The 25,198-nt window shown below is 47.9% G+C and carries 20 protein-coding genes and 2 tRNA genes; 1 reads left to right on the top strand and 21 read right to left on the bottom strand.

The window, feature by feature from the left end; all coding sequences use genetic code 11:
* Positions 1-83 precede the first annotated feature (83 nt).
* The 18 genes from M3661_RS04505 to lspA form a co-directional block, all read right to left on the bottom strand.
* Positions 84-160 (bottom strand) — tRNA-Ile (locus M3661_RS04505).
* Positions 161-184: 24 nt separating this feature from the next.
* Positions 185-261 (bottom strand) — tRNA-Met (locus tag M3661_RS04500).
* A 113-nt stretch (positions 262-374) separates the two neighbouring features.
* Positions 375-539: a hypothetical protein gene (locus M3661_RS04495; protein WP_175400557.1), complete on the bottom strand. Its 165-nt coding sequence runs from the start codon at positions 537-539 to the stop codon at positions 375-377.
* Positions 540-654: 115 nt separating this feature from the next.
* Entirely contained in the window at positions 655-2,133 is a 1,479-nt protein-coding gene (locus M3661_RS04490) for an ABC transporter substrate-binding protein (RefSeq protein ID WP_065292671.1), read from the bottom strand.
* A 4-nt stretch (positions 2,134-2,137) separates the two neighbouring features.
* Complete coding sequence (locus M3661_RS04485; protein WP_021256723.1) at positions 2,138-3,013, bottom strand: ABC transporter ATP-binding protein; 876 nt, start codon at positions 3,011-3,013, stop codon at positions 2,138-2,140.
* Positions 3,014-3,016: 3 nt separating this feature from the next.
* Positions 3,017-5,881, bottom strand: a complete 2,865-nt coding sequence (locus M3661_RS04480; RefSeq protein WP_065292672.1) for an FtsX-like permease family protein — start codon at positions 5,879-5,881, stop codon at positions 3,017-3,019.
* Entirely contained in the window at positions 5,881-7,002 is a 1,122-nt protein-coding gene (locus M3661_RS04475) for an efflux RND transporter periplasmic adaptor subunit (RefSeq protein ID WP_251482627.1), read from the bottom strand. The genes M3661_RS04480 and M3661_RS04475 overlap by 1 nt, the downstream gene beginning before the upstream one ends.
* On the bottom strand, positions 6,965-7,837 hold the full coding sequence (locus M3661_RS04470) for an ABC transporter ATP-binding protein (protein ID WP_021256726.1): 873 nt from the start codon (positions 7,835-7,837) through the stop codon (positions 6,965-6,967). The genes M3661_RS04475 and M3661_RS04470 overlap by 38 nt, the downstream gene beginning before the upstream one ends.
* Before the next feature lie 232 nt (positions 7,838-8,069).
* Complete coding sequence (gene pyrE / locus M3661_RS04465) at positions 8,070-8,708, bottom strand: orotate phosphoribosyltransferase (RefSeq protein ID WP_251482624.1); 639 nt, start codon at positions 8,706-8,708, stop codon at positions 8,070-8,072.
* A complete protein-coding gene (pyrF, locus tag M3661_RS04460; protein ID WP_251482622.1) occupies positions 8,708-9,448 on the bottom strand; it encodes an orotidine-5'-phosphate decarboxylase in 741 nt (246 codons plus the stop codon). Before pyrF ends, pyrE begins: the two co-directional genes overlap by 1 nt.
* A gap of 134 nt (positions 9,449-9,582) precedes the next feature.
* Positions 9,583-12,801: a carbamoyl-phosphate synthase large subunit gene (gene carB / locus M3661_RS04455; RefSeq protein ID WP_251482620.1), complete on the bottom strand. Its 3,219-nt coding sequence runs from the start codon at positions 12,799-12,801 to the stop codon at positions 9,583-9,585.
* A 1-nt stretch (position 12,802) separates the two neighbouring features.
* Positions 12,803-13,933 (bottom strand): glutamine-hydrolyzing carbamoyl-phosphate synthase small subunit, encoded by a 1,131-nt coding sequence (gene carA, locus M3661_RS04450; RefSeq protein WP_065292676.1) that lies wholly within the window; start codon positions 13,931-13,933, stop codon positions 12,803-12,805.
* A gap of 81 nt (positions 13,934-14,014) precedes the next feature.
* Positions 14,015-15,289 (bottom strand): dihydroorotase, encoded by a 1,275-nt coding sequence (locus M3661_RS04445; protein ID WP_251482612.1) that lies wholly within the window; start codon positions 15,287-15,289, stop codon positions 14,015-14,017.
* Between the two features lie 110 nt (positions 15,290-15,399).
* Positions 15,400-16,308, bottom strand: a complete 909-nt coding sequence (locus M3661_RS04440) for an aspartate carbamoyltransferase catalytic subunit (RefSeq protein WP_251482611.1) — start codon at positions 16,306-16,308, stop codon at positions 15,400-15,402.
* A gap of 5 nt (positions 16,309-16,313) precedes the next feature.
* Positions 16,314-16,856, bottom strand: a complete 543-nt coding sequence (pyrR, locus tag M3661_RS04435) for a bifunctional pyr operon transcriptional regulator/uracil phosphoribosyltransferase PyrR (protein ID WP_065292678.1) — start codon at positions 16,854-16,856, stop codon at positions 16,314-16,316.
* Positions 16,857-17,213: 357 nt separating this feature from the next.
* Positions 17,214-18,467 (bottom strand): LL-diaminopimelate aminotransferase, encoded by a 1,254-nt coding sequence (locus M3661_RS04430; protein ID WP_251482610.1) that lies wholly within the window; start codon positions 18,465-18,467, stop codon positions 17,214-17,216.
* Positions 18,468-18,662: 195 nt separating this feature from the next.
* Positions 18,663-19,625: an RluA family pseudouridine synthase gene (locus M3661_RS04425; RefSeq protein WP_065292680.1), complete on the bottom strand. Its 963-nt coding sequence runs from the start codon at positions 19,623-19,625 to the stop codon at positions 18,663-18,665.
* Between the two features lie 26 nt (positions 19,626-19,651).
* Positions 19,652-20,164 carry a signal peptidase II gene (gene lspA / locus M3661_RS04420; protein WP_065292681.1) on the bottom strand — a complete coding sequence of 171 codons (513 nt, stop codon included), beginning with the start codon at positions 20,162-20,164 and terminating at the stop codon, positions 19,652-19,654.
* Positions 20,165-20,346: 182 nt separating this feature from the next.
* Here lspA and M3661_RS04415 point away from each other — a divergent pair, with 182 nt between their 5' ends.
* Positions 20,347-21,093 carry a TraR/DksA C4-type zinc finger protein gene (locus M3661_RS04415; protein ID WP_251482609.1) on the top strand — a complete coding sequence of 249 codons (747 nt, stop codon included), beginning with the start codon at positions 20,347-20,349 and terminating at the stop codon, positions 21,091-21,093.
* On the opposite strand, the gene M3661_RS04410 is transcribed toward M3661_RS04415, so the two are convergent.
* The 3 genes from M3661_RS04410 to M3661_RS04400 all read right to left on the bottom strand — a co-directional run bounded on the left by M3661_RS04410 (position 21,087) and on the right by M3661_RS04400 (position 25,131).
* Entirely contained in the window at positions 21,087-21,410 is a 324-nt protein-coding gene (locus M3661_RS04410) for a DUF5665 domain-containing protein (RefSeq protein ID WP_397376491.1), read from the bottom strand. The two genes, M3661_RS04415 and M3661_RS04410, sit on opposite strands and share 7 nt — an antisense overlap.
* A gap of 348 nt (positions 21,411-21,758) precedes the next feature.
* Positions 21,759-24,851: an isoleucine--tRNA ligase gene (gene ileS, locus M3661_RS04405; RefSeq protein ID WP_251482608.1), complete on the bottom strand. Its 3,093-nt coding sequence runs from the start codon at positions 24,849-24,851 to the stop codon at positions 21,759-21,761.
* 79 nt (positions 24,852-24,930) lie between these two features.
* Entirely contained in the window at positions 24,931-25,131 is a 201-nt protein-coding gene (locus M3661_RS04400; protein ID WP_139070715.1) for a hypothetical protein, read from the bottom strand.
* Between the last annotated feature and the right edge of the window lie 67 nt (positions 25,132-25,198).

The following is a 25,198-nucleotide window of genomic DNA, read 5'->3' as shown; positions in this document are numbered from 1 at the left end:
CTATCTCATGCAAATCTAGCAAACTGCTAGAACTGATGATGAAAGATGCACTTTACAAAACTATGTATCTATGAAATTAGAATTGGTGGGCCCTGAGGGACTCGAACCCCCGACCAATCGGTTATGAGCCGACCGCTCTAACCAACTGAGCTAAGGGCCCTCACCATTGCAATTTCATGAGGTTTGGTTGCGGGGGCAGGATTTGAACCTACGACCTTCGGGTTATGAGCCCGACGAGCTACCAGACTGCTCCACCCCGCGATATGATTCAACAGCTGAACTTCTTCAGCAGCGACAAGTATTACTATACAATAGTTGCATATGTTCAGTCAAGAGAAAAATAAAAATAGTTTGAATTTATTGTACATGATGGGCTAAGGAAGAAATCGCACCCCGTATTTTCCTCTACGTGATCGATATACTTCAATCTCCTTCATTGCCTCATATCCATAAATCCAAGCATCATGCTCCAGCCGCTGCTGCAAACATCGAGCTTGAAATCTGGAATCGTACAACTTGCCCCAATAGACCCAGTGCACTTTATCACCCTCTTCTTGTCATCAGCTCCCTCCCCTTCCCCTACTATTCCCCAATCGTGCAAAAAAGAACCGGCAAGCTCACTTGGAGCCACCGATTCTTCCTGCATTACGATGATTAACCCTTGTATACGTTTCCTGGAGGAGTATCATTACCGTTCGGATTCTTTTTCGCTTGAATCAAAATTTGGTTCCCTTTTGTTTCCCATTCCTTCAAGGCATCCGCAACGGATTTCTTCTTCTCGATCACTTGCTGCATCAACTCCGTACCAAGCTGATTGATCTGCCAGTAGCTTCCGTCCATCATGAACTTCTCCATATCTGTCTTTGTAGGAGGAACCGGCTTTGTTTTGTAGAACGCACTGACATTAATGTTAGTGCCATCCTTAGGCTTAATGTACTTTTGACGAGATACCATTTCCCAACTGCTGCGGGAACGAAGCTTAGCCCAATCTTCACTATTAATAAACTTCATGAATTCCCAAGCATCGTCTGGGTTCGCTGCTTTTTGATTGATTGCAAAAATATTATACAGCTGAGAACCGCCAGATACTCCAGGAGATTCTGGATGTGACGGAATGGTTACAACATCCCAATCAAACTTCGTAAAGCCTTTGATTTTGTCAGCATTCTTCATGGCATCTGACAATTCCGTATTAATGTAATTATAGTCTCCGATCGCCATCGCAACCTTCCCGGACAGGAAGTTATCATGTCCGAACGGATTTTCATTTTCCGGCGTTTGAACAGGCATTTCAGTACTGTTGGCAGGTGGGACGATTTTCTTGATCGCCAGATCACTTACCGTAGTCCATACTTTTTCCCATTGCGGCGTGTTTACCGTCATCTTCTCGCCTTTTTCATCGAACATACGAAGATTTAATGGCGGAATATATAAATTCATCATATCGCTAAACACATCGGAGCCATTATAACGATTGAAGCTGAAACCATACTTACGATCTGCTCCGTCACCTTTTGACAAGTTCGCCGCAAGCGTAAATACTTGATCCCATGTCATATTATCAGTTGGCGGTGCAATGCCTGCATCACTGAAGAGCTTCTTGTTGAAGAACAGTGCATTTGAGGAGAATGTAGGCGCAAGCCCATACAAGCTGTTGTCTCCCATTGCTTTTATCCCATCAATAACCGTTGGTACAAAGTCAGACAAATCAATACTGTCCTTCTGTACAAGTGGATCAAGCTGCTTCAACATTCCTTCTTCCACAAGCTTGCGGAACTGGAACGAATCCGTGACGATGATGTCAACTGGATTCGCAGAATTCAGCAGCTTTTTCATCGCTTCATAGCGATCCGGCTGTTTCTTCGGATCTCCGGAATTATCATATCGCATATCTGCACCATCAAGTGCTGGTACAAGTTCAATACGGATTCCTTTGTGCGTAATTTCAAATGTATCCGTCCACTGCTGACGGAAGTAGGTATCATCATATCCTCCATACTGCATGCCAATGCGCAATACTCGCTCTTGTCCTGGAACAACCTCATCTTTGTTCGTACAAGCAGCCAGCATTGGGATAATCATCGTCAATACCAGTGTAACCGTCAATAATTTACGTACCCAGTTTTTTTTCATCTGGTTACTCCTCCAATTCCTTAGGTGTGCGGATAATAATTTTGTCTCCGTCTAATTCCATAGATGCCTTGTCTTGAATATCGAGAGCTTCCAAATACTCCTTTGGCACTTGCAATCGACCAACTCGATCAACTACCACGTAGGCTTCATGATGATCCTGAAGCCCGAATCCTTCCTCACCTCCACCAGCATCCAAATTCGGATTACGCTTGATGAATTCTGTGCTAGTTAAGCCGTCACGTATCGCAACGACACGATCCACCTTCCCTGCAAGCGACAAATCATGGGTTACGATGACCACTGTTACCCCTAATTCCCTACTCATACGGCGGAAAATATTCATGATCATATCTGATGTCTGCGTATCCACAGATCCAGTAGGTTCGTCAGCAAGCAGCATCTGTGGGCGATTCGCTAGTGAAATCGCAATGGCCACCCGCTGCTGCTCACCGCCTGATAGCTGTTGCAGCTTATTGTGCATGCGATGACTTAGCCCAACCCATTCAAGCAGTTCCTTCGCATATTTGCGATCCATCTTGCCGGCCAGCATCATCGGCACTTCAACATTCTCTAACGCCGTCAAATAAGGAAGCAAGTTGCGCGCATTGTTCTGCCAGATAAATCCGACAGTATCCCGCTTGTATTCAACAAGCTCTTTATCCGAAATTTTAAGCAGATCCCACTTCCCTACCTGAACGGAGCCGGCGGATGGCCGATCCAACCCGCCGAGTATGTTCAGAAGTGTCGATTTCCCGCTGCCGCTGTTGCCGATAATCGCCATCAGCTCGCCTTGCTTAACAGACAAGTTCAGCCCTTGCAAGGCAACAACTTCAATATCATCTGTTTTGAAAATTTTAACTAGCCCTTCACAATGTATCACCGATTAACGCTCCTCTCCCATCTTCACGGCTTGATGGACACGTAGACGACGAATATGCATGAACAACAAGGTCGCCCCAGTAAAGATCATCACGCCAACGACGATGTACAGCTGGATCGTATCTCGTGATTCAAATACAATCCGGAATGGCGGCACCTGCATCTTGGAGCTTTCTGCCGTCTGTAGGAATGGCAGGAACAAGCGGCTCGCCACCTTCCCAAGCAAAATGCCAAGCAGGATAGAAAGCCCTGCTGTAAATAGCTGTTCCAGCAGCAGCATACCGGTTAGTTGTCTGCGCGACAACCCCATTGCGCGCAAAATTCCGAACTGAAGCACACGTCTTGTCAAGTTAAAGAACCAGAACAACAAATATCCAATCAAGGAGATAATGACGGATATTAAGAAGCCCATACTCAGAATGCCAAATACGCCGCCCCGGGTAGGATGCTTGCTCTGTGTTGCAAGCTCGCTTCGTACATCCGTCACGCTGAATATTTCTATCCCTTTCTTTTGCAGTTCTGTAATGACAGGGCCTAGCGGTGCTTTGTCCTTCATTTTCAACCATACTTCATACGGTGTGATTGGTACTTGATCATAAATATAATCTAAGTTCGCAATAAAGAACGGTTTCTCGTCTGGATACATACTCGGCCAATATGGTAGTACCCCAACAATTACGAATTCAACCAACTGCTCCCCAAATCCGATGGAGATGATGTCGCCTTCCTTCAATTGATACTGCTTCGCGACATTGCTCGGGATAATCACAGCGGATTCCGTATACTTCCCTAGTGCATCCAAATAGCGGAACGGATGGTTTGGGAACAAGTCCTGACGGAACCAGGCAACCTTCGAGAAGTCGACATTGTCGATTCCCATAATCTCACCTTGACCGATTGAACGTCCGGAAATGATTACATTCCCCTTCGTCTTCAGCACTCGTGCGGCTCCTTCAACACCCGGCATCTTTTTGAAGAGCTCGAACGGCGGCTCCGTATAAATCGTCTTGCCCGCCTTCGGCGGTTGGTTGCCACCACCACCTTGCCCTGGATTGCCGCCTCCGCCGCCTCCATTGTTTCCTTTGCCTTTATCCTTATCTCTAATAATCTCTTGTTCAGATTCCCATACCGTTTGGACAATGACGTCCGTACCATATTTGTACAAGGTGCGTTCTGTCGAGTTAATGTCAATCGTGCGAGCTGCCGACGCATTGTATACGCCAAGACCAAGTGTAAGAATAAGCAGAATCATAAGCGGATAATACGTCTTGGCAGAACGGGACAACTGCGTAAGCGTCAAATATAGCGGAACTGGCAGCAGCTTGCCGCCAATCCACTGCACGATTTTAAGAATAAGCGGGAACAATCGTAAAAAGAACAGTCCGCACGCAAAAATCGCGAGTGCCGGCACAAAAAATAGAAATGGCTGTACTTGCAGCTGATCAGAGCTCACTCCTGATTGGAATGTCAACAACTGTCTCTCATTAAGCAGGTAATAGCCATAACCCGCCAAGCCCAGCAGCAGGACATCAAGGAACCAGCGTTGCCATACAGGCTTGCGGTCTGATCGTGCCATCTTCTGCTTCAAGTTCACGATAGATGAACGAGCGAAGACTACTGCTGGTATAATGCTTGCGAACAAGGCAATGACAACTGCAGCCACGCCAAACAAAACAGCATCTGTCGTAAATCCTACCGGAATAGACTTCCGATTTACGAACTCCAGGAAGCCGTTCGCCGAGCCTATTGACTTCGCCATAAACCAGCCGAATATAGGGGCCAATGCCAGAGCCAACAGGCCGAGAATGATTCCTTCCAATAGATAAAGCCATATAATTTGCCGCGTACTTGCTCCACGGCTTCGCAGCACAGCAATATCACTTTGCTGCTTCTCAAGCGATTGACTTGCATTCATCGCAATATAATAGAACACCATTGCAATCATCGGTGCAGCAAGCGTGAACAGCATCATTTGCAACTGTACGCTCTGACTGCGGAATTCATTCAATACCTTCGCGAAGGAAATCTCCACTTGCGTTCCCTTCAGCTTCTGGTACAAATCAATATTCAAGCGTTCCAGCATAGAGCTAAGTGAGGACAACTGACTTGTCTTTACCTCGCGCAGATCAAACGCATAATACCAGCTGGATACAGAGATCGGCAGCTTTTTCTGTTCCATCAAATGATCGAACGTTGCCGGTGAGACGTACAAGGAATTCATCATTCCTTCTAAGCCTTGGAACCAATAAGCACTCGTATCTTCTTTCGGCTTAAAAGTACCTACCAACTTCACCTTCAGCACGGTATCCGTGCCGGTTACTGGGTATTCAAGCTCGTCACCAATATGGAGATCATTGCGGTACATGGCTTCCTCCATCATGACAACCTGCAATGTCCCATTCTGCTCGCCATCTTCATATTCCTTACCCAGTGTCCACTCTACTCGGTCGTTCAAATCGGATAAAGAGCCAAGCGTCATCGTTCGAACCCGGCTGGCATCAACCTTGCTCGGATCTACAGGGTAAACTTCTGTTCCTCGGAGCGAACGCGCATTGACAAAGATTTGAGCTGGAAACCCAACCTGCGCCTTCACATCCTCACGTATGTAACGATCAACTTCCTTTAATTCTTTCGGATCCGTCTTGGTTCCACCTGTCGCCTGGTACTTGATTGACAACGAGCCGGCTGGCATCGCTGCACTATTGTCCTCCAATGTCTTCGAGACAACCCGCTTCAAGGCGCCATCAGCATACATCGGAATGCTGACTGTAAAGGATACAGCCACAATGAGCCCTAGAAGTGTGCTGAACGTAAGCCAGCGGGTATTCCACATTTTCCGGAATAGAAACCGCAACAAAGGAATGCCCATTAGCGACCCACTACTTTCTGTCCAGGCTCAAGTCCTTTTTTGATTTCCAATCTCGTTGCATCCTGTTCACCGATTTCCACGTCAACCTCACGTTTTCCATTGTCATCAACGACTTGAACATAGGTTCTAGCACCAAGCGTGCGAAGTGCGGATGGCGGGATATAGACAACATTGCTGCGTTTCTTCGTAATAATGGTCGCACCAAGCATGGATCCACGCGTTACTGTAGAAGGCAGCTTATCATTCAATGTCACCGTTACATATTTATCAATCCGATCCTGTTCAGGCATATTGCCCCCGCCCGGATTGTTGTTGTTGTTGTTGCCTCCATTGTCCTTGTCTGATGTAGGAGCAGGAAGCGCCTTAACCTTTCCTTTTAAAATTTTGCCTGTCGAATTAATGCTTAGTTCAACATCCATTCCAGGGGCAATTTTCTTCAAATCATCCTTCGGTACATCCACCGTAACAACCAATCGGGATGTATTGGCGATTGTCGCGACAGGGTCATACTTCTTCGTCATATTCCCTTTCTTCGCAGCGACGTTAACGACCGTTCCAGCGAATGGAGCAGTAACCGATCCTTTTGCAATATCGTTTTCTACTTCCGCAATCTTTTCGAGAGCCTCTTCGTATGCGATTTGCTCATCTTCGAATAGAATTGGATCCATCTCATCCTTCTGGCGGAGCGTTTCTTTCATCTTCACTTCCAACTTGCGAAGCTCTCTCCGCTTCGAACGCAGGTCCCTTTGCATTTCTTCAACATCAAGTACTGCCAATACCTGACCTGCCTTTACGTTGTCACCGTTCTTGACCTTTACATCCTTGACAGGCTTATTATCAAGCGTGAAGAAGAACGTCTCTTCCTGCTCCGACATTACCTTCCCTGTTGCCTTCACATCAGATATCCATTCGCCCTTCATAACATCATATTCGGGCTTCTTCGAGATTGCTGGCGGCGTAATTGTCGGCAGCGTCTCTTCTTGTTCCTCATCTGGAAGCAAGGAACATGCAGAGGTAAGCATCATGACCCCGCACATCAATATCAGCGCGGAGCGGCGCCATTTCTTCCTTTTATCTACTGCCTTATGAGATGAATTTTCCGTCGACCATTTCATAAACATGATCAGCTACCTCCAAAATTGTAGGATCGTGGGTTGTCATACAGATTGCGATCTTCTCAGAACGTATAATTTGCCGGAATACTCCCATGACCTGTGCACCCATCTGTGAATCAAGTTCTGCTGTAGGTTCATCTGCAAGCAGCAACAGCGGCTTATGCGCGATCGACTTCGCAATCGCAACACGCTGCTGCTCACCGCCGGACATTTCGAACGGACGGTGCTTCATTCGCTTTCCGAGACCAACCAATTCCAAACAATGTTGTACGCGTTCCTTCCATAAATGACGCGGAATGTTCGCCATACGCAGCGACAGCTCGACATTCTCATATGCAGATAACAACGGCATCAAAGCAAACGCCTGAAATATGAATCCGATATCATTGCGTCTTGTAAAGGTGCGCTTGTTATCGCTCCAAGATGAGAGCTCCTCTCCTCGAAAATAAATCTCGCCTTTTGTAGGCAGGTCCAGACCGCCGAGCATGTTAAGAAGAGTCGTTTTCCCTGAACCGGAACGACCTTTCAGCATTACCAACTGACCTGGGTTAACCTGCATATTGATGCCTTTCAGGACATGAAGCTTCTCACTGCCCACTTGGAAGGTTCGTTCCACACCGCGAACTTCGAGGATAGGTTCATCTGTAGCGACAGGAACCGCACGTTCAGGCCATTCTGAAGATGTTTTTTTGTCGTCTATGTATTTCGCCTCATTATTCGCAACTGTCTCGTCCTGATTATGCACTGCGAGATTTGGGGTTGCCTCGTTAGCCTCGACCTCGTCAGCCTGCTTCCGTTTGCGAAGCCATTTCATCCTTATATCTGCCCCTTTCTCGGACATGACGTCAAACTCTCCTCAAGTATAAACGAAAGTTTTGCGTGAAAAGTTACAATGTTCTTAACCGTTTTTCTGTAAAAATGACAAATATTCTGATTATTTTTTGGTAGTCTTTTGTCAGTTCATGACTCTAGCAAAAAAGAGACCCTTCCTCATGATGCAGGAAAGGTCTTCAAGAAATGTTATCTATAGAAATAGAATTCAAAATCAAATTCAAATTCGCCTTCTTTTCTTCTTAGTTGCCCCATGTCGTTGGATCATGACGCCATGCTTGGAGCACATCCATATCTTCGGCTTGAATAACACCATGGTCCAATGCCGTCTGCGTCAGTGCTGTATAGTTCGACAGCGTGCGAAGTGGAATCCCTGCTTCCTCGAATGCAGAAGTTGCTTTTTCCAATTGGTAGCTGAAGATCGCCAGTACTGCCAATGGCTCAGCTCCTGCTTCCTTGACGGCAAGTGCGGCTTTCAAGGAGCTTCCACCTGTAGAAATCAAATCCTCTACGACAACAACCTTCTGTCCAGGACGAATGATTCCCTCAATTTGATTTTGCTTTCCGTGGCCTTTTGCCTTGTCGCGAATATAAGCCATTGGCAAGCCAAGCTTGTCCGCTACCCAAGCAGCATGCGGAATGCCTGCTGTAGCTGTGCCTGCGATAACTTCTGCATCAGGAGCGTATTGTTTCACCAAGGAAGCAAATCCTTCTGCAATTGCATCTCGAATCTCTGGGTAGGACATCGTCAAGCGATTGTCGCAGTAGATTGGAGATTTAATGCCTGACGTCCACGTAAATGGTTCATTTGGACGAAGCGCTACCGCTTGGATATTTAATAGATGCTGTGCAATTGTGCGTTCCAGGTTCGTTGTAGTCATTAGTTCAACAGCTCCTTCATAATAGATAGAATCGCGTCGCGTGGATTCGGTGCAGCAGTTATCGGGCGGCCGACCACAATATAATCTGTTCCTTGCTCAAATGCTTGTGCTGGAGTCATGACACGGGATTGGTCACCCTTTGCACTGCCTGCTGGACGAATCCCAGGCGTAATCGTCTGGAATTCTTCTCCGCAAGCAGCCTTAATTGCAGTTACTTCCTGAGGCGATGCCACAACCCCGTCAAGCCCTGCTAGCTTCGTCAGCTTCGCATAACGTACGACAGTGTCAGCTACCTTGCCAGGAATTCCGAGTTCCTCATTCATGACCGTTTCATTCGTGCTCGTTAATTGCGTGACTGCAATCACGACGGGTCGCTTCAATTCCGCATTTTCAGCCAGTGCCGCTTCAACACCCTCCATAGCAGAAGCCATCATCGCTGCACCGCCGCCGGCATGGACATTGAACATATCAACGCCTAGCTTCGTGATGCTGTTCGCTCCACCCTTAACTGTGTTCGGGATATCATGCATCTTTACATCAAGAAAAACTTTGTAGCCTTTATCCTTCAGCTCGCGAACAAACGCTGGGCCCGCCGCATAGAACAACTGCATGCCTACCTTCATATAACAAGGGATTCCTTGCAGCTGCTGCAGCAGCTCTCTCGCTGCGTCTGCATTCGGATAATCCAGTGCGACCATAATTCTGCCCGCCGCTTCTGCCTCGCTCCATCGTTTGTTCATCGTGACACCTCTTCGTATTTTTCTCGTACCTTGCCCCAAGCTTCGTCCATAGCCTATTCATACTCCGAGGAGGCCTTGCGGCCTCCTCGATTCTGCTTCTATTGTGAGACGATACTCGTCTATTTCTTCAGTGATTACTTCTGAACAACCGGCATTGCGCGGGATGAGAAGTTGATTTGCTCCAGCATGCCCAGCAGCGCGCGTACAGTATCCAGCGATGTCATGCAGACTACGCCGTTCTCTACTGCTTCGCGGCGAATGCGGAAGCCATCGCGTTCTGGCGTTTTGCCCTTCGTCAAGGTGTTGACAACGAAGTGCGCCTCTCCTCCGCGGATGAGATCCAGAATGTTAGGCGAGCCTTCTGTCAGTTTCTTGACATTTGTCACGCTCAGACCTGCATTTTCAAGCGCAACCGCTGTTCCACCTGTCGCAATGATCTTGTAGCCAAGGCCCACGAAACCGCGCATCAATCCAACTGCTTCTTCCTTATCCTTATCTGCTACTGTACAGATGATAGCGCCAGTTGAAGGAATCTTCATACCGGAACCGATAAGGCCTTTGTACAATGCCTTCGCATATTGCTTGTCGCGTCCCATAACTTCACCTGTTGATTTCATCTCAGGACCGAGTGTCGGTTCAACGCGGCGCAGCTTCGCGAACGAGAACACAGGAACTTTAACCGATACATGGTCATCTTCTGGCCACAAGCCCTCTTGATAGCCAAGGTCACTCAGCTTCGTACCCAAGATAAGCTTCGTTGCCACATTCGCCATTGGAATGTTCGTCACTTTACTTAAGAATGGAACCGTACGCGAGGAGCGTGGATTCACTTCAATCACATATACTTGGTCATGGTAGATGACGAACTGGATGTTAATCAAGCCGACCGTCTTCAGTTCCTTTGCGATGCGAATCGTAACATCCACGATTTGCTGCTTCAGCTCTTCGGACAAGTGCTGTGGTGGATATACTGCAATCGAGTCACCGGAGTGTACCCCTGCGCGCTCAACATGCTCCATGATACCAGGGATAAGCACCGTCTCGCCATCACAGATGGCATCGACTTCAACCTCTTTGCCAAGCATGTAGCGATCGATGAGAACCGGATGCTCAGGGTTGATTTTCACTGCTTGCTCCATGTAGGTCAACAGTTCTTGGTCAGAGTACACGATTTCCATTGCGCGTCCGCCCAGAACGTAGGATGGACGAACAAGTACCGGGTAGCCGAGCGATTGTGCCGTACCTACTGCCTCGTCAACAGATGTTACCGTGCTGCCTTGCGGCTGTGCAATATGAAGGCGCGACAGCAAAGCTTCGAATTTCTTCCGGTCTTCCGCTTCATCGATGCTCTCCAAGCTCGAACCGAGAATCCGCACACCAGCAGCTGCCAGCGGTGCTGCAAGGTTGATAGCCGTTTGTCCACCGAATTGGACGATAACCCCTACCGGCTTCTCCTGCTCAATAACATTCATTACGTCTTCGAAGAAGAGCGGCTCGAAGTACAAGCGGTCTGATGTGTTGAAGTCCGTTGATACGGTCTCAGGGTTGTTGTTGATGATTACTGCTTCATACCCTGCATCTTGAATCGCCCATACCGCATGTACAGTCGAGTAGTCGAATTCGATACCTTGACCGATGCGAATTGGACCAGAGCCAAGTACTAAGATTTTTTCTTTATTGGATTCAATAACTTCATTTTCTACTTCATAGGTCGAGTAGTAGTACGGTGTTGTCGCTTCGAACTCTGCCGCACATGTATCGACCATTTTGTAGACAGGCTTCAAGCCTTGTTGTACTCGATAGTCACGAACTTCAGCTTCCTTCGTGCAAGTACCGCCAGGCTGGCCCTCACTGCGCAGTTCAGCAATCGCGCGGTCTGTGAAGCCCATGCGCTTCGCTTCGTAGAGCGTTTGCTCAGACAGTGTTTCTTCTTCACGAATGCGGTCTTCAAACTTGATCATGCCTTCCAGCTTGTCGAGGAACCACCAGTCGATTTTCGAGAGATCCTGCAACTGCTGCAGTGTATATCCGCGGCGGAATGCTTCTGCCAGCAAGAACATGCGCTCATCATCTGGTGTTTGCAGACGATATTCCAATGTTTCTTTGTCCAGCTCTTCCGTACCTTTCAACATCAAGCGATGTACGCCGATTTCCAGGGAGCGGATTGCCTTGTGCATGGACTCTTCGAATGTACGTCCGATGGCCATGACTTCGCCTGTTGCTTTCATTTGCGTACCTAGCTTGCGGTTCGCTTGTGTGAATTTATCGAACGGCCAGCGCGGAATCTTCGATACGATGTAGTCGAGTGTAGGCTCGAAGCATGCGTATGTTTGACCCGTAACTGGGTTCACGATTTCGTCAAGTGTGTAGCCGACCGCGATTTTCGCTGCCATCTTCGCAATCGGATAGCCTGTTGCTTTCGAAGCAAGTGCAGAAGAGCGGCTGACACGAGGGTTAACCTCGATGACGTAGTATTGATAGCTGTGTGGATCCAGCGCGAACTGAACGTTACATCCACCTTCAATGTTGAGTGCGCGGATGATTTTAAGTGATGCGGAGCGCAGCATTTGATACTCGCGATCCGACAGCGTTTGGCTCGGTGCTACGACGATACTGTCGCCTGTATGGACACCTACCGGGTCGAAGTTCTCCATGTTGCAGACTACGATACAGTTGTCGTTCGCGTCACGCATAACTTCATACTCGACTTCCTTCATGCCCGCGATGCTCTTCTCAATCAAGCACTGTCCGATTGGACTGTAGCGGATACCTGATGCAACCGTATCGCGTAATTCTTCTTCGTTCGCGCAAATACCGCCACCTGTACCCCCAAGCGTATAAGCAGGGCGGACGATAATTGGGTACCCAATCGTATTTGCGAAGTCAACTGCTTCCTGTACCGAGTTGACAATAACACTTTCCGGTACCGGCTGCTCCAGTTCACGCATCAGGTCGCGGAACAAGTCACGGTCTTCTGCGCGCTCAATGGAATCCAGCTGCGTCCCGAGAAGCTTCACGTTCTCTTGCTCAAGCACACCTGCACGAGCAAGTTCCATAGCCATATTCAAGCCAGTCTGGCCACCCAGTGTCGGAAGCAATCCATCTGGGCGCTCTTGGCGGATAATCTGTGTTACAAACTCCAGAGTAATCGGCTCGATATACACCTTATCGGCCATATTTGTATCTGTCATAATCGTAGCTGGGTTGCTGTTGATGAGAACGACTTCCATGCCTTCTTCTTTCAGTGCTTCACATGCTTGTGTTCCTGCATAGTCGAACTCGGCTGCCTGACCGATTACGATCGGGCCTGATCCGATAACAAGGATTTTCTTGAGGTCGTTATTTTTCGGCATTTTATAGTTCCCCTTTCAGCTGTGCTACGAGCTCCGCTTGGCGCGGAGTCTTAGGTTGATTGCGTTTATGCTCTCGAATCATATCAATGAATTGGTCGAACAAGTAGCTGCTGTCATGAGGACCAGGAGCCGCTTCTGGGTGATATTGTACCGAGAAGGCTGGGTACTTCGCATGTGCAAGTCCTTCAATTGTTTTATCGTTATTGTTGATATGAGTTACTTTCAATTCCGTACCTTGCACCGAATCCTCCAGAACTGTATATCCATGGTTCTGAGAAGTAATATAGCAGCGATTCGTTGCGAGCTCTTTAACCGGATGGTTTCCACCGCGATGGCCGAACTTCAATTTCCCAGTGTCAGCTCCGCAAGCGAGTGCGAACAATTGGTGTCCCAAGCAGATACCGAAGATTGGGTACTCTTCAAGAAGCTCTTGCAGCATCTTCACAGCATGCGGCACATCCTTCGGATCCCCAGGGCCGTTGGACAATTGAATTCCATCAGGGCGCAAGCGTCGAATTTCGTCTGCTGTTGTGTCATGTGGAACTACTACCACATCACAGCCGCGCTTTGTCAGCTCGCGCACGATACCGCTCTTCGCGCCGAAGTCGACAAGAACGATGCGTTCTTTGTCACCAGGGCTGGAGAAGAGCTGCTTCGTTGAAGTGCGTGCTACTTGATCCCGCATCAATTCCGCAACACCTAGCATTTCCTTCAATTCTTCTATTGATTGCTTGCCTGTTGTCAGCAATCCCTTCATCGTACCGAAGTGACGAAGCTTGCGAGTCAGCATGCGCGTATCGATGCCACTGATGCCTACGATGCCGTATTCTTTCAGGAGACGGTCTACCGAATACTCAGCGCGCCAGTTGCTAGGAACTTCTTCATGTCTGCGCACGACGAACCCGTTTACGTAAGGACGAATGGATTCGAAGTCATCGCGCGTAATGCCGTAATTGCCAATCAGCGGGTACGTCATCGTTACAATTTGTCCACAGTAAGATGGGTCGGACAATACCTCTTGATATCCTGTAATCCCTGTATTAAATACAACCTCACCTACAGACTCACCGTCTGCACCGAACCCCGTTCCTGTAAAGAGGGTACCATCTTCCAACAACAATCTTGCTTGCATGTCCGTCACTCCTCGCTCTCTATCTTGTGCACTTCACGTTGCTATTTTTATCTATCTATAATGGACTATCTATCAATCTTGTTACTTGCTCCATACAAGACGGCCGTCTACGAATGTCTTCACTGGCCATCCCTTCAAGCTCCAATCTGTGAACGGCGTATTCCGTCCCTTAGTCAAGAATTCGTCCGGATTCACTTTATGCTCGGTCTCCAAGTCAATAACCGTAATGTCTGCCGGCGCTCCTTCTTCAAGACGTCCTGTATTCAAGCCGAACGTTCTTGCCGGGTCGCTTGTCATGCGATTGATGAGCAGAGATAGCGGCCATTTGCCTGTCGCTACGAATTTCGTATAAAGGAGAGGGAATGCTGTTTCCAATCCGACAATACCGAACGGTGCAAGCTCCATCCCTTTGGCTTTCTCTTCTTCACTATGTGGTGCATGGTCTGTTACGACAATGTCGATTGTGCCATCAACCAGCGCCTCAATGCAGGCTTCTACATCGCGAGGCGAGCGAAGCGGTGGATTCATCTTCCAGTTTGAATCCAATCCCGGGATATCTTCATCTGAGAGAAGCAGGTGATGTGGACATATCTCTGCAGTCACCTTCACACCGAACTGCTTCGCTTGACGGATAAGCCGAACGGACTGTTCTGTGCTAACGTGGCACACATGATAATGTACGCCTGTCGCTTCTGCCAGCAGCACATCCCGGCCTACATGAATCGCTTCCGATTCATTCGGAATCCCCTTCAATCCATGCTTGCGGGCGAACTCTCCATCTGTTACTGCCGCACCTTTAACTAGCGAATCATCTTCACAGTGTGCGATAACCGGCATGCCCAGTTCCTTGGCCCAGTTCATCGCATCCTTCATCATTTGGGCATTCTGTACACCAACCCCATCGTCAGTGAAGCCGACAACACCTGCATTTTTCAAGGCTACAAAGTCTGTAAGCTCTCTTCCCAGCTCACTCTTCGTAATCGAGCCATAAGGCAAGACCTTCACATAGCCTTCTTGCTCTGCTTTATCGAGAATAAGTTGTACCGTTTCTGGTGTGTCTGTGACTGGACGCGTGTTCGGCATACATGCGATTGTTGTAAATCCACCCTTTGCCGCGGAGTGAGTACCTGTTGCAATCGTTTCTTTATGTTCAAAGCCAGGCTCTCTCAAATGAACGTGCATGTCGATGAAGCCTGCCGATACGAATTTTCCTTCGATGTCATGAACTTCTGCTCCCGCTGGAGCAGCTTCTTCGCGATTCGTAATCCGACGGATGACGCCTTCTTCCATCCAAATGTTAGCGTCAACCAATTCGCCTTCGGTATTTAATATCTTTGCATTTGTTAATACGATCATCGGTTTCTCTCTCCTTACAGTGCCATTGTGAAGTGTTCGTCCGTCTGGTTGGTATTTTTCAATTTCATTCAATTTCAATCTATCGATTTCTTCTATATAAGAAGTGATTCCTATGAGAGTGCTCGCTCCAGTACTGCCATCCGTACGGGAACCCCGTTTGCCATTTGCTCGAAGATTCGCGACTGTTCTGTTTCAACGACCTCGTCATCAATTTCTACATTGCGATTGACAGGGGCTGGATGCATAACAATCGCATGTTTCTTCATCAATGCGACGCGTTCAAGCGTCATGCCATACTCTGACCGGTACGCCGCTGTCGAGTGCATCACTTCTGATTCATGACGCTCAAGCTGTACGCGAAGCATCATGACCACATCTGACTGCAGCGCTTCATCCATCGTCACATACGGTGCATCCAAATCATGAGCACGCATATTATCCGGTGCACAGAAGCTTACGTTCGCTCCGAACTTGCGAAGCGCGTATAAATTAGAGCGTGCCACTCGGCTGTGCTCAATATCTCCGACTATCGTGACATTCAGTCCATCTAGCTGTCCAAAATGCTTGCGCATTGTGTACAGGTCTAGGAGTGCCTGTGTGGGATGCTCATTATTCCCGTCGCCTGCGTTGATCAGCGGCATCTTGACGCGTTCCGCAATTTGTTCCAAGAGCCCAATCGGCTTCAAGCGGATAACCCCTGCATCCATGCCCATAGATTCGAGTGTTCGAACCGTATCGTAGATTGATTCGCCCTTCTCTACACTCGAGGAGGATGCAGAGAAGTTGATAACCTCTGCACCCAGACGCTTCTCGGCTACTTCGAACGAACAGCGGGTGCGCGTGCTGTTCTCGAAAAACATGTTGGCTACAAATTTATTTTTTAATGCATCTTGTACTTTAGCATCCTGCCCATCCCAATGTGCGGCTCGATTCAATATGGATTCGATTTCGAATCTGCTTAGTGACTTTAAGCCCAGTAAGCTGCGGTCTTTTACCGTACGTTCCAACTGTATTGTCATTGCTGCTACCCCCTGTGGTGTACGATTTTCACTTCATCGATGCCGTCTAATTCCTTCAAGGCAACTTCAATCTCTTCGGTGCGTGAAGTCGGTACATTTTTACCAACATAATCAGGTCGAATCGGCAATTCCCGATGCCCTCGGTCTGCCAGGACCGCCAGCTGAATCATTTGCGGTCGGCCTTGATCCATTAGTGCATCCATTGCTGCGCGAATCGTCCGTCCCGTATAGAGCACATCGTCGCACAAGATAATTTTCTTATCCTGTATTGGGAATGGCTCGCTAATGTCTGCCGCCTCCCGTTCTTCCCGCTTCTTATCATCGCGATATCTCGTAATGTCCAGCTCTCCGACTTGAATGTTCACATTCTCAATCAGTTGGATTCGTTCAGCAATGCGCCTTGCGAAGAAGATCCCTCTTGTCCGGATTCCGACAAGTACACAGTTTTCAATGCCTTTATTTCGTTCGAGAATTTCGTGTGCAATCCGTGTAAGTGCTCGTCGAATCGCTGCTTCATCCATAATGATATTGAATTCGGTCTTGCTCATTTAGATTTTGTCTCCTTCCGTATTCCCGCCCTTACTCGAGTAAGGACTAGGCTGTATATCGATAGTGTGCGCAGATACAAAAAAACTCCTTGCCCGTAGGCAAGGAGTTGTGTGCATTCACGATATGCGCCGAAAGAAGCTGCATGAAGCTACAGCGCAGAAGTAGAAGCTCTTCGCAATCCATCATAGCTCTCGGCATCTAACGGACATGCTTCTTCCTTCCGCTCTTCACGTGTTCTTTCTCGTAAACGAGCGTTACCTTGCCAGTCTCACGGGACTGATTTAAAGGTCTTATTTGATTAACTGGATTATCCCACTTCTCACGATCCATGTCAAGCAATAGTACTCACATAAATTTTAGAAAATATATTCAACATCGGTAAGTCTGCGCTTGAGCTCACTCATTACACGCTTCTCTTCCGCCTCGCCCCGGGCTTGGAACGTAACCGAAAACCGAATAAAGCTTCCTGCATCATCCCAAGGCACTGTCGAGATTAACTTCTCTCGAATTAAATATTGGGAGAAGTCCTCAGCCGATCTGAATTCTGGCCCGCCCTGCACCGCCTTTGGCGCTTCAACATAGAGGAAGAAGGAACCTTGCGGCTTAACGGCACGGAATCCCGCTTCATTAAGTGCTGCAACCAGCAGGTCATGACGGCGAGAGTATTTGTCAGCGATCGCTTCCGTAATCTCTGGATGAGCCAGGCCGTATGCCGCTGCCTTCTGGATCGCGATGAACTGGCCGGAATCGTTATTGTCCTTGACGTCACCGAATGCCTTCACAATAAGTGGATTGCCGGCAATAAAGCCAATGCGCCATCCCGTCATGTTGTACGACTTGGACAAGGAATGGAGCTCAACCCCAACGTCCTTCGCTCCAGGTACGCTCAAGAAGCTTAGCGGCTTGTTGCCGTCATAGGTCAACGCTGCGTAAGGGGCATCATGTACAATGATGACCTTGTGCTGCTTCGCCCAAGCAATGGCATTGGTAAAGAACTCAACACTCGCTACTGCTCCAGTTGGATTGTTCGGATAGTTCAAATAGAGCAGCTTGGCCCGTTGGCACACCTCTTCAGGGATAGCATCCAAATCAGGCAAAAAGTTATTGTCCGCCGTAAGTGGAATGTTATACACTTCTCCGCCTAAATATTTCGTGTGCGTACCCATTACCGGATAGCCAGGAACCGTCATAATCGTAATGTCCCCTGGATTGATGAAGCAGGAAGGCAGCATCGCAAGCGCTGGCTTCGTACCAATGGAATGAAGCACCTCAGTATCTGGATCAATCCCTTCGACCTGAAATACTTCTTTCAAATAGGTTGCCGCAGCATGCTTAAACTCTGCAATGCCATTATCAGCGTAACCGCGGTTTTCGGGCTTGGACGCTTCTTCTGCCAATGCAGCCACGATACCTGCGTCAGCCATTTCATCCGGTTCACCGACACCCATATCGATCAATTCCACATCAGGGAACTGTAATTTGGCAGCAGCCTTAGCTCGTTTAATCTTTTCAAATTTGTAGATATTCGTGTCTTTTCCGTAATTGGCTCCGCCAATTCGCTCTGCAAATGTATGTTGAATATATGTGTTTTGATAAAATTCTGTCGTCATCTTATCCAGCCCCTTCTCCTGCACCAGTCTTATATCGGTTATGATGCCAATGTATTAACTATGCTTGATAATGACGACGAAAGGAATGAACGATCTTCAATACAATTTGCACTTTTTTTACACGAATATTAGATTATATACTGTTTTACAACTAAATATCATGGGTTGATTTGCATAATTACGACTGTAAAACAACTATCTATTGCGAATGGAATGAAGCAAGTTTTCCATGTCTTCAGGAAGCGGAGCATGAAGTTCCACCGTCTCCCCGCTTGTAGGATGTACGAATCCTAGCGTCATGGCATGCAATGCCTGTCCATTCATAGTCAGACCGCGTGTCCCTCGACTATACATTGGATCCCCGACAAGAGGATGACCAATGAATTTCATATGCACACGGATCTGATGTGTACGGCCTGTCTCCAATTGCAATTCAACAAGGGTCGCGTCCCCGAACCGCTCCATCACCTTAAAATGTGTTACCGCATGCTTGCTGTTATTCTCGGTTACGGTGTACATCTTCCGATCATGGGTATCACGCCCAATTGGGGCGTCGATTGTTCCTTGATCATGAGGCACATTCCCATGCACAAGCGCCACATATTTCCGAGTAACCGAGTGCTCTTTCAGCTGTGCTGCAAGGTGAACATGTGCGCGATCATGCTTGGCCGCCATCAGCAAGCCTGATGTATCCTTATCAATGCGGTGAACAATTCCAGGCCGAAGTTCGCCGTTAATACCAGACAAATCATGGCAATGGAACATCAATGCATTAACAACCGTCCCCGACGTATGTCCTGGTGCTGGATGGACAACCATACCGCGCGGCTTATTGATTACAATAACGTCCTTGTCTTCAAAATATACATCCAGCGGAATATCCTCAGCTACAATATCAGCAGACTCCGGCTCAGGCATTGTCAGTGTGATGACATCTTCGGCTGCTACTTTATAGTTCGGCTTCACTGGATTACCATTCACGAGCACATGCTGATCACGTATCCATAGTTGTACTTGTGACCGAGAAACCTCTTCTTCAATTGACTCTGTAATAAATTTGTCGATCCGATCTTTCGCATTAGCCGACTCGACCGTCCATATGTATGGCTCTCGACCTTCGTCCCCTGCTTGTTCTTGCATTTGATGTTCTTCTGTCATTGCTTACAATCCCCTCTATGCTAATCCTATGCTTGGTTCGATGAATGATCTTGTTGTTCTGCAGGTGTACCCGTGCCGGATTGATTCTCCCGCTTCACGGTTACGAGCGCATCAAGCAGTACCAGTCCTACACCGATACAGATTCCCATATCCGCTACATTGAATATTGGGAACGTGTACGACCCGAAATTGAACTGCAGGAAATCAACAACTTCCCCTGTAAGCAGACGGTCGATAAAATTGCCGATCGCCCCACCTAAGATCAAGCTGAGTCCCAGTGGCAATATGACCCCACTCTGATGTTTAATCTTCTGCATATACCATACAAGTCCGATTACTACCACTGTCGTAACGACAATGAAGAACCAGCGCTGATTTTCCAAAATGCTGAAGGCCGCCCCCGTATTCCGATGCGACGTAATCAAGAAGAAGTTACCGATTACCGAAATTTTTTCTCTCAGTTGCAAATTCGTAGCGATCATCCATTTGCTTACTTGATCAATCAGCAAAACGATAAAGGCGATAATATAGTACCACACGTGCCACAGTCACCTCATTTAATTTTTATTAAGTGTGAAAGAACTTGAAGCTGTGCTCATTGTATCACAGGAGCCGAACCCAAACCAATCCAACGCCTACGCCATTTACCACGCAGGAACGTCCTTCAACTTGCACATGCTAGACATAAGTTACGCCAACGCGAAAGGAGCGTTCTGCACGAATGAATCGACTATCCTCTGAACAATTAAACAGCTTGCAACAACAATTGCTGCAATCCAAGGCCCAGATCGAGCGCCGTCTTCATCACGGAGATCATTATGGTCTGTCCAATTCCTTACGTGAAAACACAGGAGAGCTGTCCACACTGGACAATCACCCCGCGGACGTTGGCACTGAGATGTTCGAGCGCGGTAAGGACATCGCACTAAATGAGCACGATGAAATATTGCTTGAACGCATTGATACTGCCCTATCCCGCATGGATAAGGGACAATACGGCAAGTGTGTTGTATGCGGCAAGGACATCCCTTATGAACGTCTTGAAGCCGTCCCTTCCACGATGTATTGCGTCGAGCATTCCCCTGAGCAGATAGTGTCCCAACGTCGGCCGGTCGAAGAACAGTTTCTTATGCCTCCATTCGGGAGGACTAGCCTTGACGAAGATACGCAAAATGGCTTCGACGGTGAAGATGCTTGGCAAATAGTCGAGTCCTGGGGGACATCCAATACACCTGCCATGCATGAAGAACGCGACGTCGATGATTACGGCAATCTCTATATCGAAGCATCCGAAGAACTCGATGGCTGTGTTGAAGCCTATGAGAGCTTTGTCGCTACGGATATGACAGGACGCCATGTAACTATCGTTCGCAATCGTCAATATCGTCAATATATGGATAACAAAGAGGGCGTCGGGTTATTCGAGCCTGATCAAGAATATGATGCCGATTACGATGGGAATCAATAGAACTTCGTATCAAGCTGATGCTGAACAATTCGTACAATGTCAGCGATAAAATCACCGATGATAGGCAGATTGAGCGCCCCTAAATATTGCAAAATGTAGACAATGATAGCCGTAAATAGCGTAAATCCAATCGCAATCCCAACACCGCGGGCCGCTCCACCCATGAGGTTCACCCAGATCAGCTTGCGCGGATTGAACAGCAATTCATTGTATTCTGAAATTCTAGACTTCTCCATCGCTTGTGCAATTTGCAGCGTATAATCATGAATGCTCTTCATCATTTTTTTAGCATCATCTTCATCTTGCGTAGTGGTGATGGATACGCCTGCTTTTGATTCTCCTTGGGTATCCAATGAACTCGAATCCGTCAATTGCTCCTTACCCTTGGTTATGCGAGTATCATCCTCTTGTTGAATTATTGTTTGTTCACGCTCGGCACTTGGGTTATGCGGATTTGTAGAATTGTTCGAATCATGCTCTGTCATGACAGACATTTCCTCCTCTGTGAAAGCCGATGTACTGCATCCCCTTATATCGCAAAAAGAGCGTGACCGAACAGATGGATTATCCATCTGCAAGGTCAACGCTCTCCCCTCTTATACTCGTCCGCGATTAACGACCACTATAGATTCCCCTGAATTGGAAACATCTATACGCAGGAACTGCTACGCAATTGCGACACGGATCGTCTTCTGTCCCAAATCAACGGATTCCATACCCTCTTGAGAACCAAACGACAAGTTCGCAACGAGTACGTTATCACGCAGTGTGGACTCGAACGCTTGAATCGCCGCTTGCAATTGCGCATCGGCATCCAGAACGATATCGACCCGTTTCTCAATTGGCAGATCAAGCTTCTTGCGCAAGTCTTGGATACCGCGAACAACTTCGCGAACCCAGCCCTCTTGCTCGAGTTCCGGCGTAATCTCCGTATTCAATGCGACTGTAATTTGATAACCTGATGCTGATGCGAAGCCAGATTTCGCTTGCTTCTCAATCAGAAGCTCCTCACGTGTCACCTCGAAGCTCTCACCGTCTTGGTTCGTGAAGTTCCATAAACCGGATTCGACGATACGACGAGTGTCCTCAGCAGCCATCGACTTCAGAGCGCCCTGCAGGACACCGACATTTTTGCCGTATTTCTTGCCGGCTACTTTGAGGTTAAGCTTCAATGTGAAATCAACAAAGCCGGAGTCGCTTGTCTCGAGGCGAATCTCCTTCACATTGATCTCTTCCTTGATGACTTCTTCATAAGCCTCCAGATGGAACTCTCGATCCATGGACACGATAAGCTCAGACAGCGGTTGACGCGTTTTGATGCCTGTTTCATTACGTACGTTGCGTGCCAGCTCAACGATTTCACGAGCTGTTTCCATATCGCGTTCCAATTCGGCATCTATCAAGGCTTGATCTGCAACAGGATAGTCAGCTAAATGCACACTCTCGCTTGTGCCGCCAAGATTCATGTAGATGTCTTCTGCAATCATCGGTGCATATGGCGCGATAAGTTTGGACAACGTGAGCAGAACACGGCGAAGCGTTTGGTAGGCGGACAATTTGTCCTCTGTCATCTCGCTGCCCCAGAAGCGGTCACGGGAACGGCGGATGTACCAGTTGCTCAACTCATCGATGTAAGACTCGATAGCTTTTGCCGGATTCAAGAAGTCATTCGCTTGCAGTCCTTTACTTACACTTGCGATCAGCGTATGCAAGCGAGACAAGATCCAACGATCCAGCTTGTTGTTCGACGGACGCTCTTCATATGCACTAGCATCATATTGATCAATGGAAGCATACAACGCATAGAAGGCATGCGTGTTCACAAGCGTATCAATTACTTTGGATTTCGCTTCTGCTACGATTTGCTTCGAGAAGCGCTTCGAGTTCCAAGGTGCACTATCCGACAGCAATGCCCAGCGGAATGCATCTGTACCGTACTCATTGATAATATCCCATGGGTCGATAACATTACCCTTCGATTTGGACATTTTCTGTCCATTTTCATCGAGCACGTGACCCGTTGAGATAACGGCCTTGTATGGCGCTATGCCTTTATACAGTGTTGCAACAGCGAGCAAGCTGAAGAACCAGCCGCGAGTCTGGTCAATTCCTTCACAGATGATGTCTGCAGGGAACTGTTCTTCGAACTTCTTCTCATCTCCGAACGGATGATGGTGCTGAGCGAATGGCATCGAACCACTATCGAACCATACGTCAATAACTTCTGACGTACGTTCCATCACACCGTGTTCGCAATGCGGACAGTGCAGCTTAACTTCATCCACATATGGCTTATGCAGCTCCAGGTTCTCATCTACCGGCATCGTCGCACGATCGCGCAAGTCTTGATGGCTGTCTGGCGAGTATTCACCTTTACAGGATCCGCATACCCATACGTTTAGCGGTGTGCCCCAGTAACGGTTACGGCTAATATTCCAGTCCACCAAGTCTTCCAAGAAGTTGCCGAAGCGGCCTTCGCGAATATGACCAGGGTACCAGTCGACCTTGCTGTTATTTGCTATTAATTGATCTTTAACCGCTGTCGTCTCAATGAACCACGATTCTGTCGCATAGTAGAGAAGCGGCGTTTTGCAGCGCCAGCAGAATGGATAGCTGTGCTCGTATTTTTCTTTGGAGTACAAGGTTCCGTTCTCAGACAACTTCTTCACGATGTCGATATCGCAATCCTTCACGAAGCGGCCTGCAAAATCAGTAATCTCATCGTTATAGCGGCCTTGGGCATTCACAACACTGATGAAGCTAATTCCGTTCTCACGGCAACTCTTGTAGTCGTCTTCACCGTGAGCCGGGGCCATATGAACGATACCCGTACCGCTGGAATCTGTTACGAAATCAGCAGCGACGATAAGATGTCCCTTCTCGGGCACAACATATGGGAATGGAGCAGCATACGTCTTGCCAATGAACTCAGAGCCTTTATGCTCAGACAAGATCTTGTACTCGCCCTGCATCACATCTTCAACCAGATTTTTCGCAACGATATATACACCGTCTTCTTGCTGAACGCGAACATAATCCATGTTCGGATTCATCGCAAGTGCAGCGTGTGCTGGCAATGTCCACGGTGTGGTTGTCCAAGCAAGCACATATTCGCCATTGTCATGCAGCTTGAACTTCACAGTTGCAGATAAATCCTTAACCGTTTCATAGCCTTGTGCTACCTCATGCGAACTGAGTGTCGTTTGGCAGCATGGGCAATATGGACTTACACGGTGCCCACGGTACAACAATCCTTTTTTATGAATCGTGGACAGGATGTGCCACACACTTTCAATATAGTTGTTATCAAGCGTGATGTATGGATCATCGAGATTCGTCCAGTACCCGATCGCTTCCGTAAGCTCACGCCACTGCTTCTCATATTCGAATACACTCGCTTTACATTTTTTAACGAATGCTTCTACCCCATAGTTCTCAATTTCCTGTTTGCCAGAAATGCCAAGCTGCTTCTCAACACCAAGCTCTACAGGTAGACCATGTGTATCCCAGCCCGCTTTACGCACGACACGATAGCCGGACATTGTCTTGTAGCGGCAAATAAAGTCCTTAATTACACGTCCAAGCACGTGCCCAATATGAGGCTTTCCGTTTGCTGTAGGCGGTCCTTCATAAAATACGAAATTAGGTTTGTCTGCGCGATGCTCGATGGACTTGGCAAATGTATCTTCCGCGTTCCATTTCGCCAATACACGTAGCTCCCGTTCCCGGGCGCGTTCTTTGACATCAACTTTTCTCACAGTGATACTTCCTTTCTTCGATACATAATTGAGGAAACAAAAAAACCTCCTCCCAAAAAGGGACGAGGTTCTGCTCGCGTTACCACCCTTGTTCCGTCCAACAATGACTTACAACATTGTCGTACGGCACCTTCATCATGCATGCTTCTCCAAGCATACAAGCCCCCAATAACGGAGGGGATCCGGATATGCTTACTACGCCAGCCTTAATCCAACCAACTGCATTCGGCATATCTTCTCTGGGATGATGTCTGAACACGATTCGTTCGTCGGTTCTCACCTGCTCCGACTCTCTGAAGAACGGATGGGCGTGTCAGTGCGTTCCCGTCATTGAATATCACGTTATT

It is taken from the genome of Paenibacillus sp. MER 180 (assembly GCF_023713665.1).
Classification (GTDB): Bacteria; Bacillota; Bacilli; order Paenibacillales; family Paenibacillaceae; genus Paenibacillus_B; species Paenibacillus_B suaedae.
The sequence above is the reverse complement of the archived record's forward strand: the minus strand, read 5'-3'. Positions and strand labels throughout refer to the sequence as shown.

Bases quoted from the DNA above. Each gene is read 5' to 3' on its own strand.
- M3661_RS04490 (WP_065292671.1), bottom strand. From the start codon at position 2,133: ATGAAAAAAAACTGGGTACGTAAATTATTGACGGTTACACTGGTATTG.
- M3661_RS04480 (WP_065292672.1), bottom strand. From the start codon at position 5,881: ATGGGCATTCCTTTGTTGCGGTTTCTATTCCGGAAAATGTGGAATACC.
- M3661_RS04475 (WP_251482627.1), bottom strand. From the start codon at position 7,002: ATGTTTATGAAATGGTCGACGGAAAATTCATCTCATAAGGCAGTAGAT.
- M3661_RS04470 (WP_021256726.1), bottom strand. From the start codon at position 7,837: ATGTCCGAGAAAGGGGCAGATATAAGGATGAAATGGCTTCGCAAACGG.
- pyrE (WP_251482624.1), bottom strand. From the start codon at position 8,708: ATGACTACAACGAACCTGGAACGCACAATTGCACAGCATCTATTAAAT.
- pyrF (WP_251482622.1), bottom strand. From the start codon at position 9,448: ATGAACAAACGATGGAGCGAGGCAGAAGCGGCGGGCAGAATTATGGTC.
- carB (WP_251482620.1), bottom strand. From the start codon at position 12,801: ATGCCGAAAAATAACGACCTCAAGAAAATCCTTGTTATCGGATCAGGC.
- carA (WP_065292676.1), bottom strand. From the start codon at position 13,933: ATGCAAGCAAGATTGTTGTTGGAAGATGGTACCCTCTTTACAGGAACG.
- M3661_RS04445 (WP_251482612.1), bottom strand. From the start codon at position 15,289: ATGATCGTATTAACAAATGCAAAGATATTAAATACCGAAGGCGAATTG.
- M3661_RS04440 (WP_251482611.1), bottom strand. From the start codon at position 16,308: ATGACAATACAGTTGGAACGTACGGTAAAAGACCGCAGCTTACTGGGC.
- pyrR (WP_065292678.1), bottom strand. From the start codon at position 16,856: ATGAGCAAGACCGAATTCAATATCATTATGGATGAAGCAGCGATTCGA.
- M3661_RS04430 (WP_251482610.1), bottom strand. From the start codon at position 18,467: ATGACGACAGAATTTTATCAAAACACATATATTCAACATACATTTGCA.
- M3661_RS04425 (WP_065292680.1), bottom strand. From the start codon at position 19,625: ATGACAGAAGAACATCAAATGCAAGAACAAGCAGGGGACGAAGGTCGA.
- M3661_RS04415 (WP_251482609.1), top strand. From the start codon at position 20,347: ATGAATCGACTATCCTCTGAACAATTAAACAGCTTGCAACAACAATTG.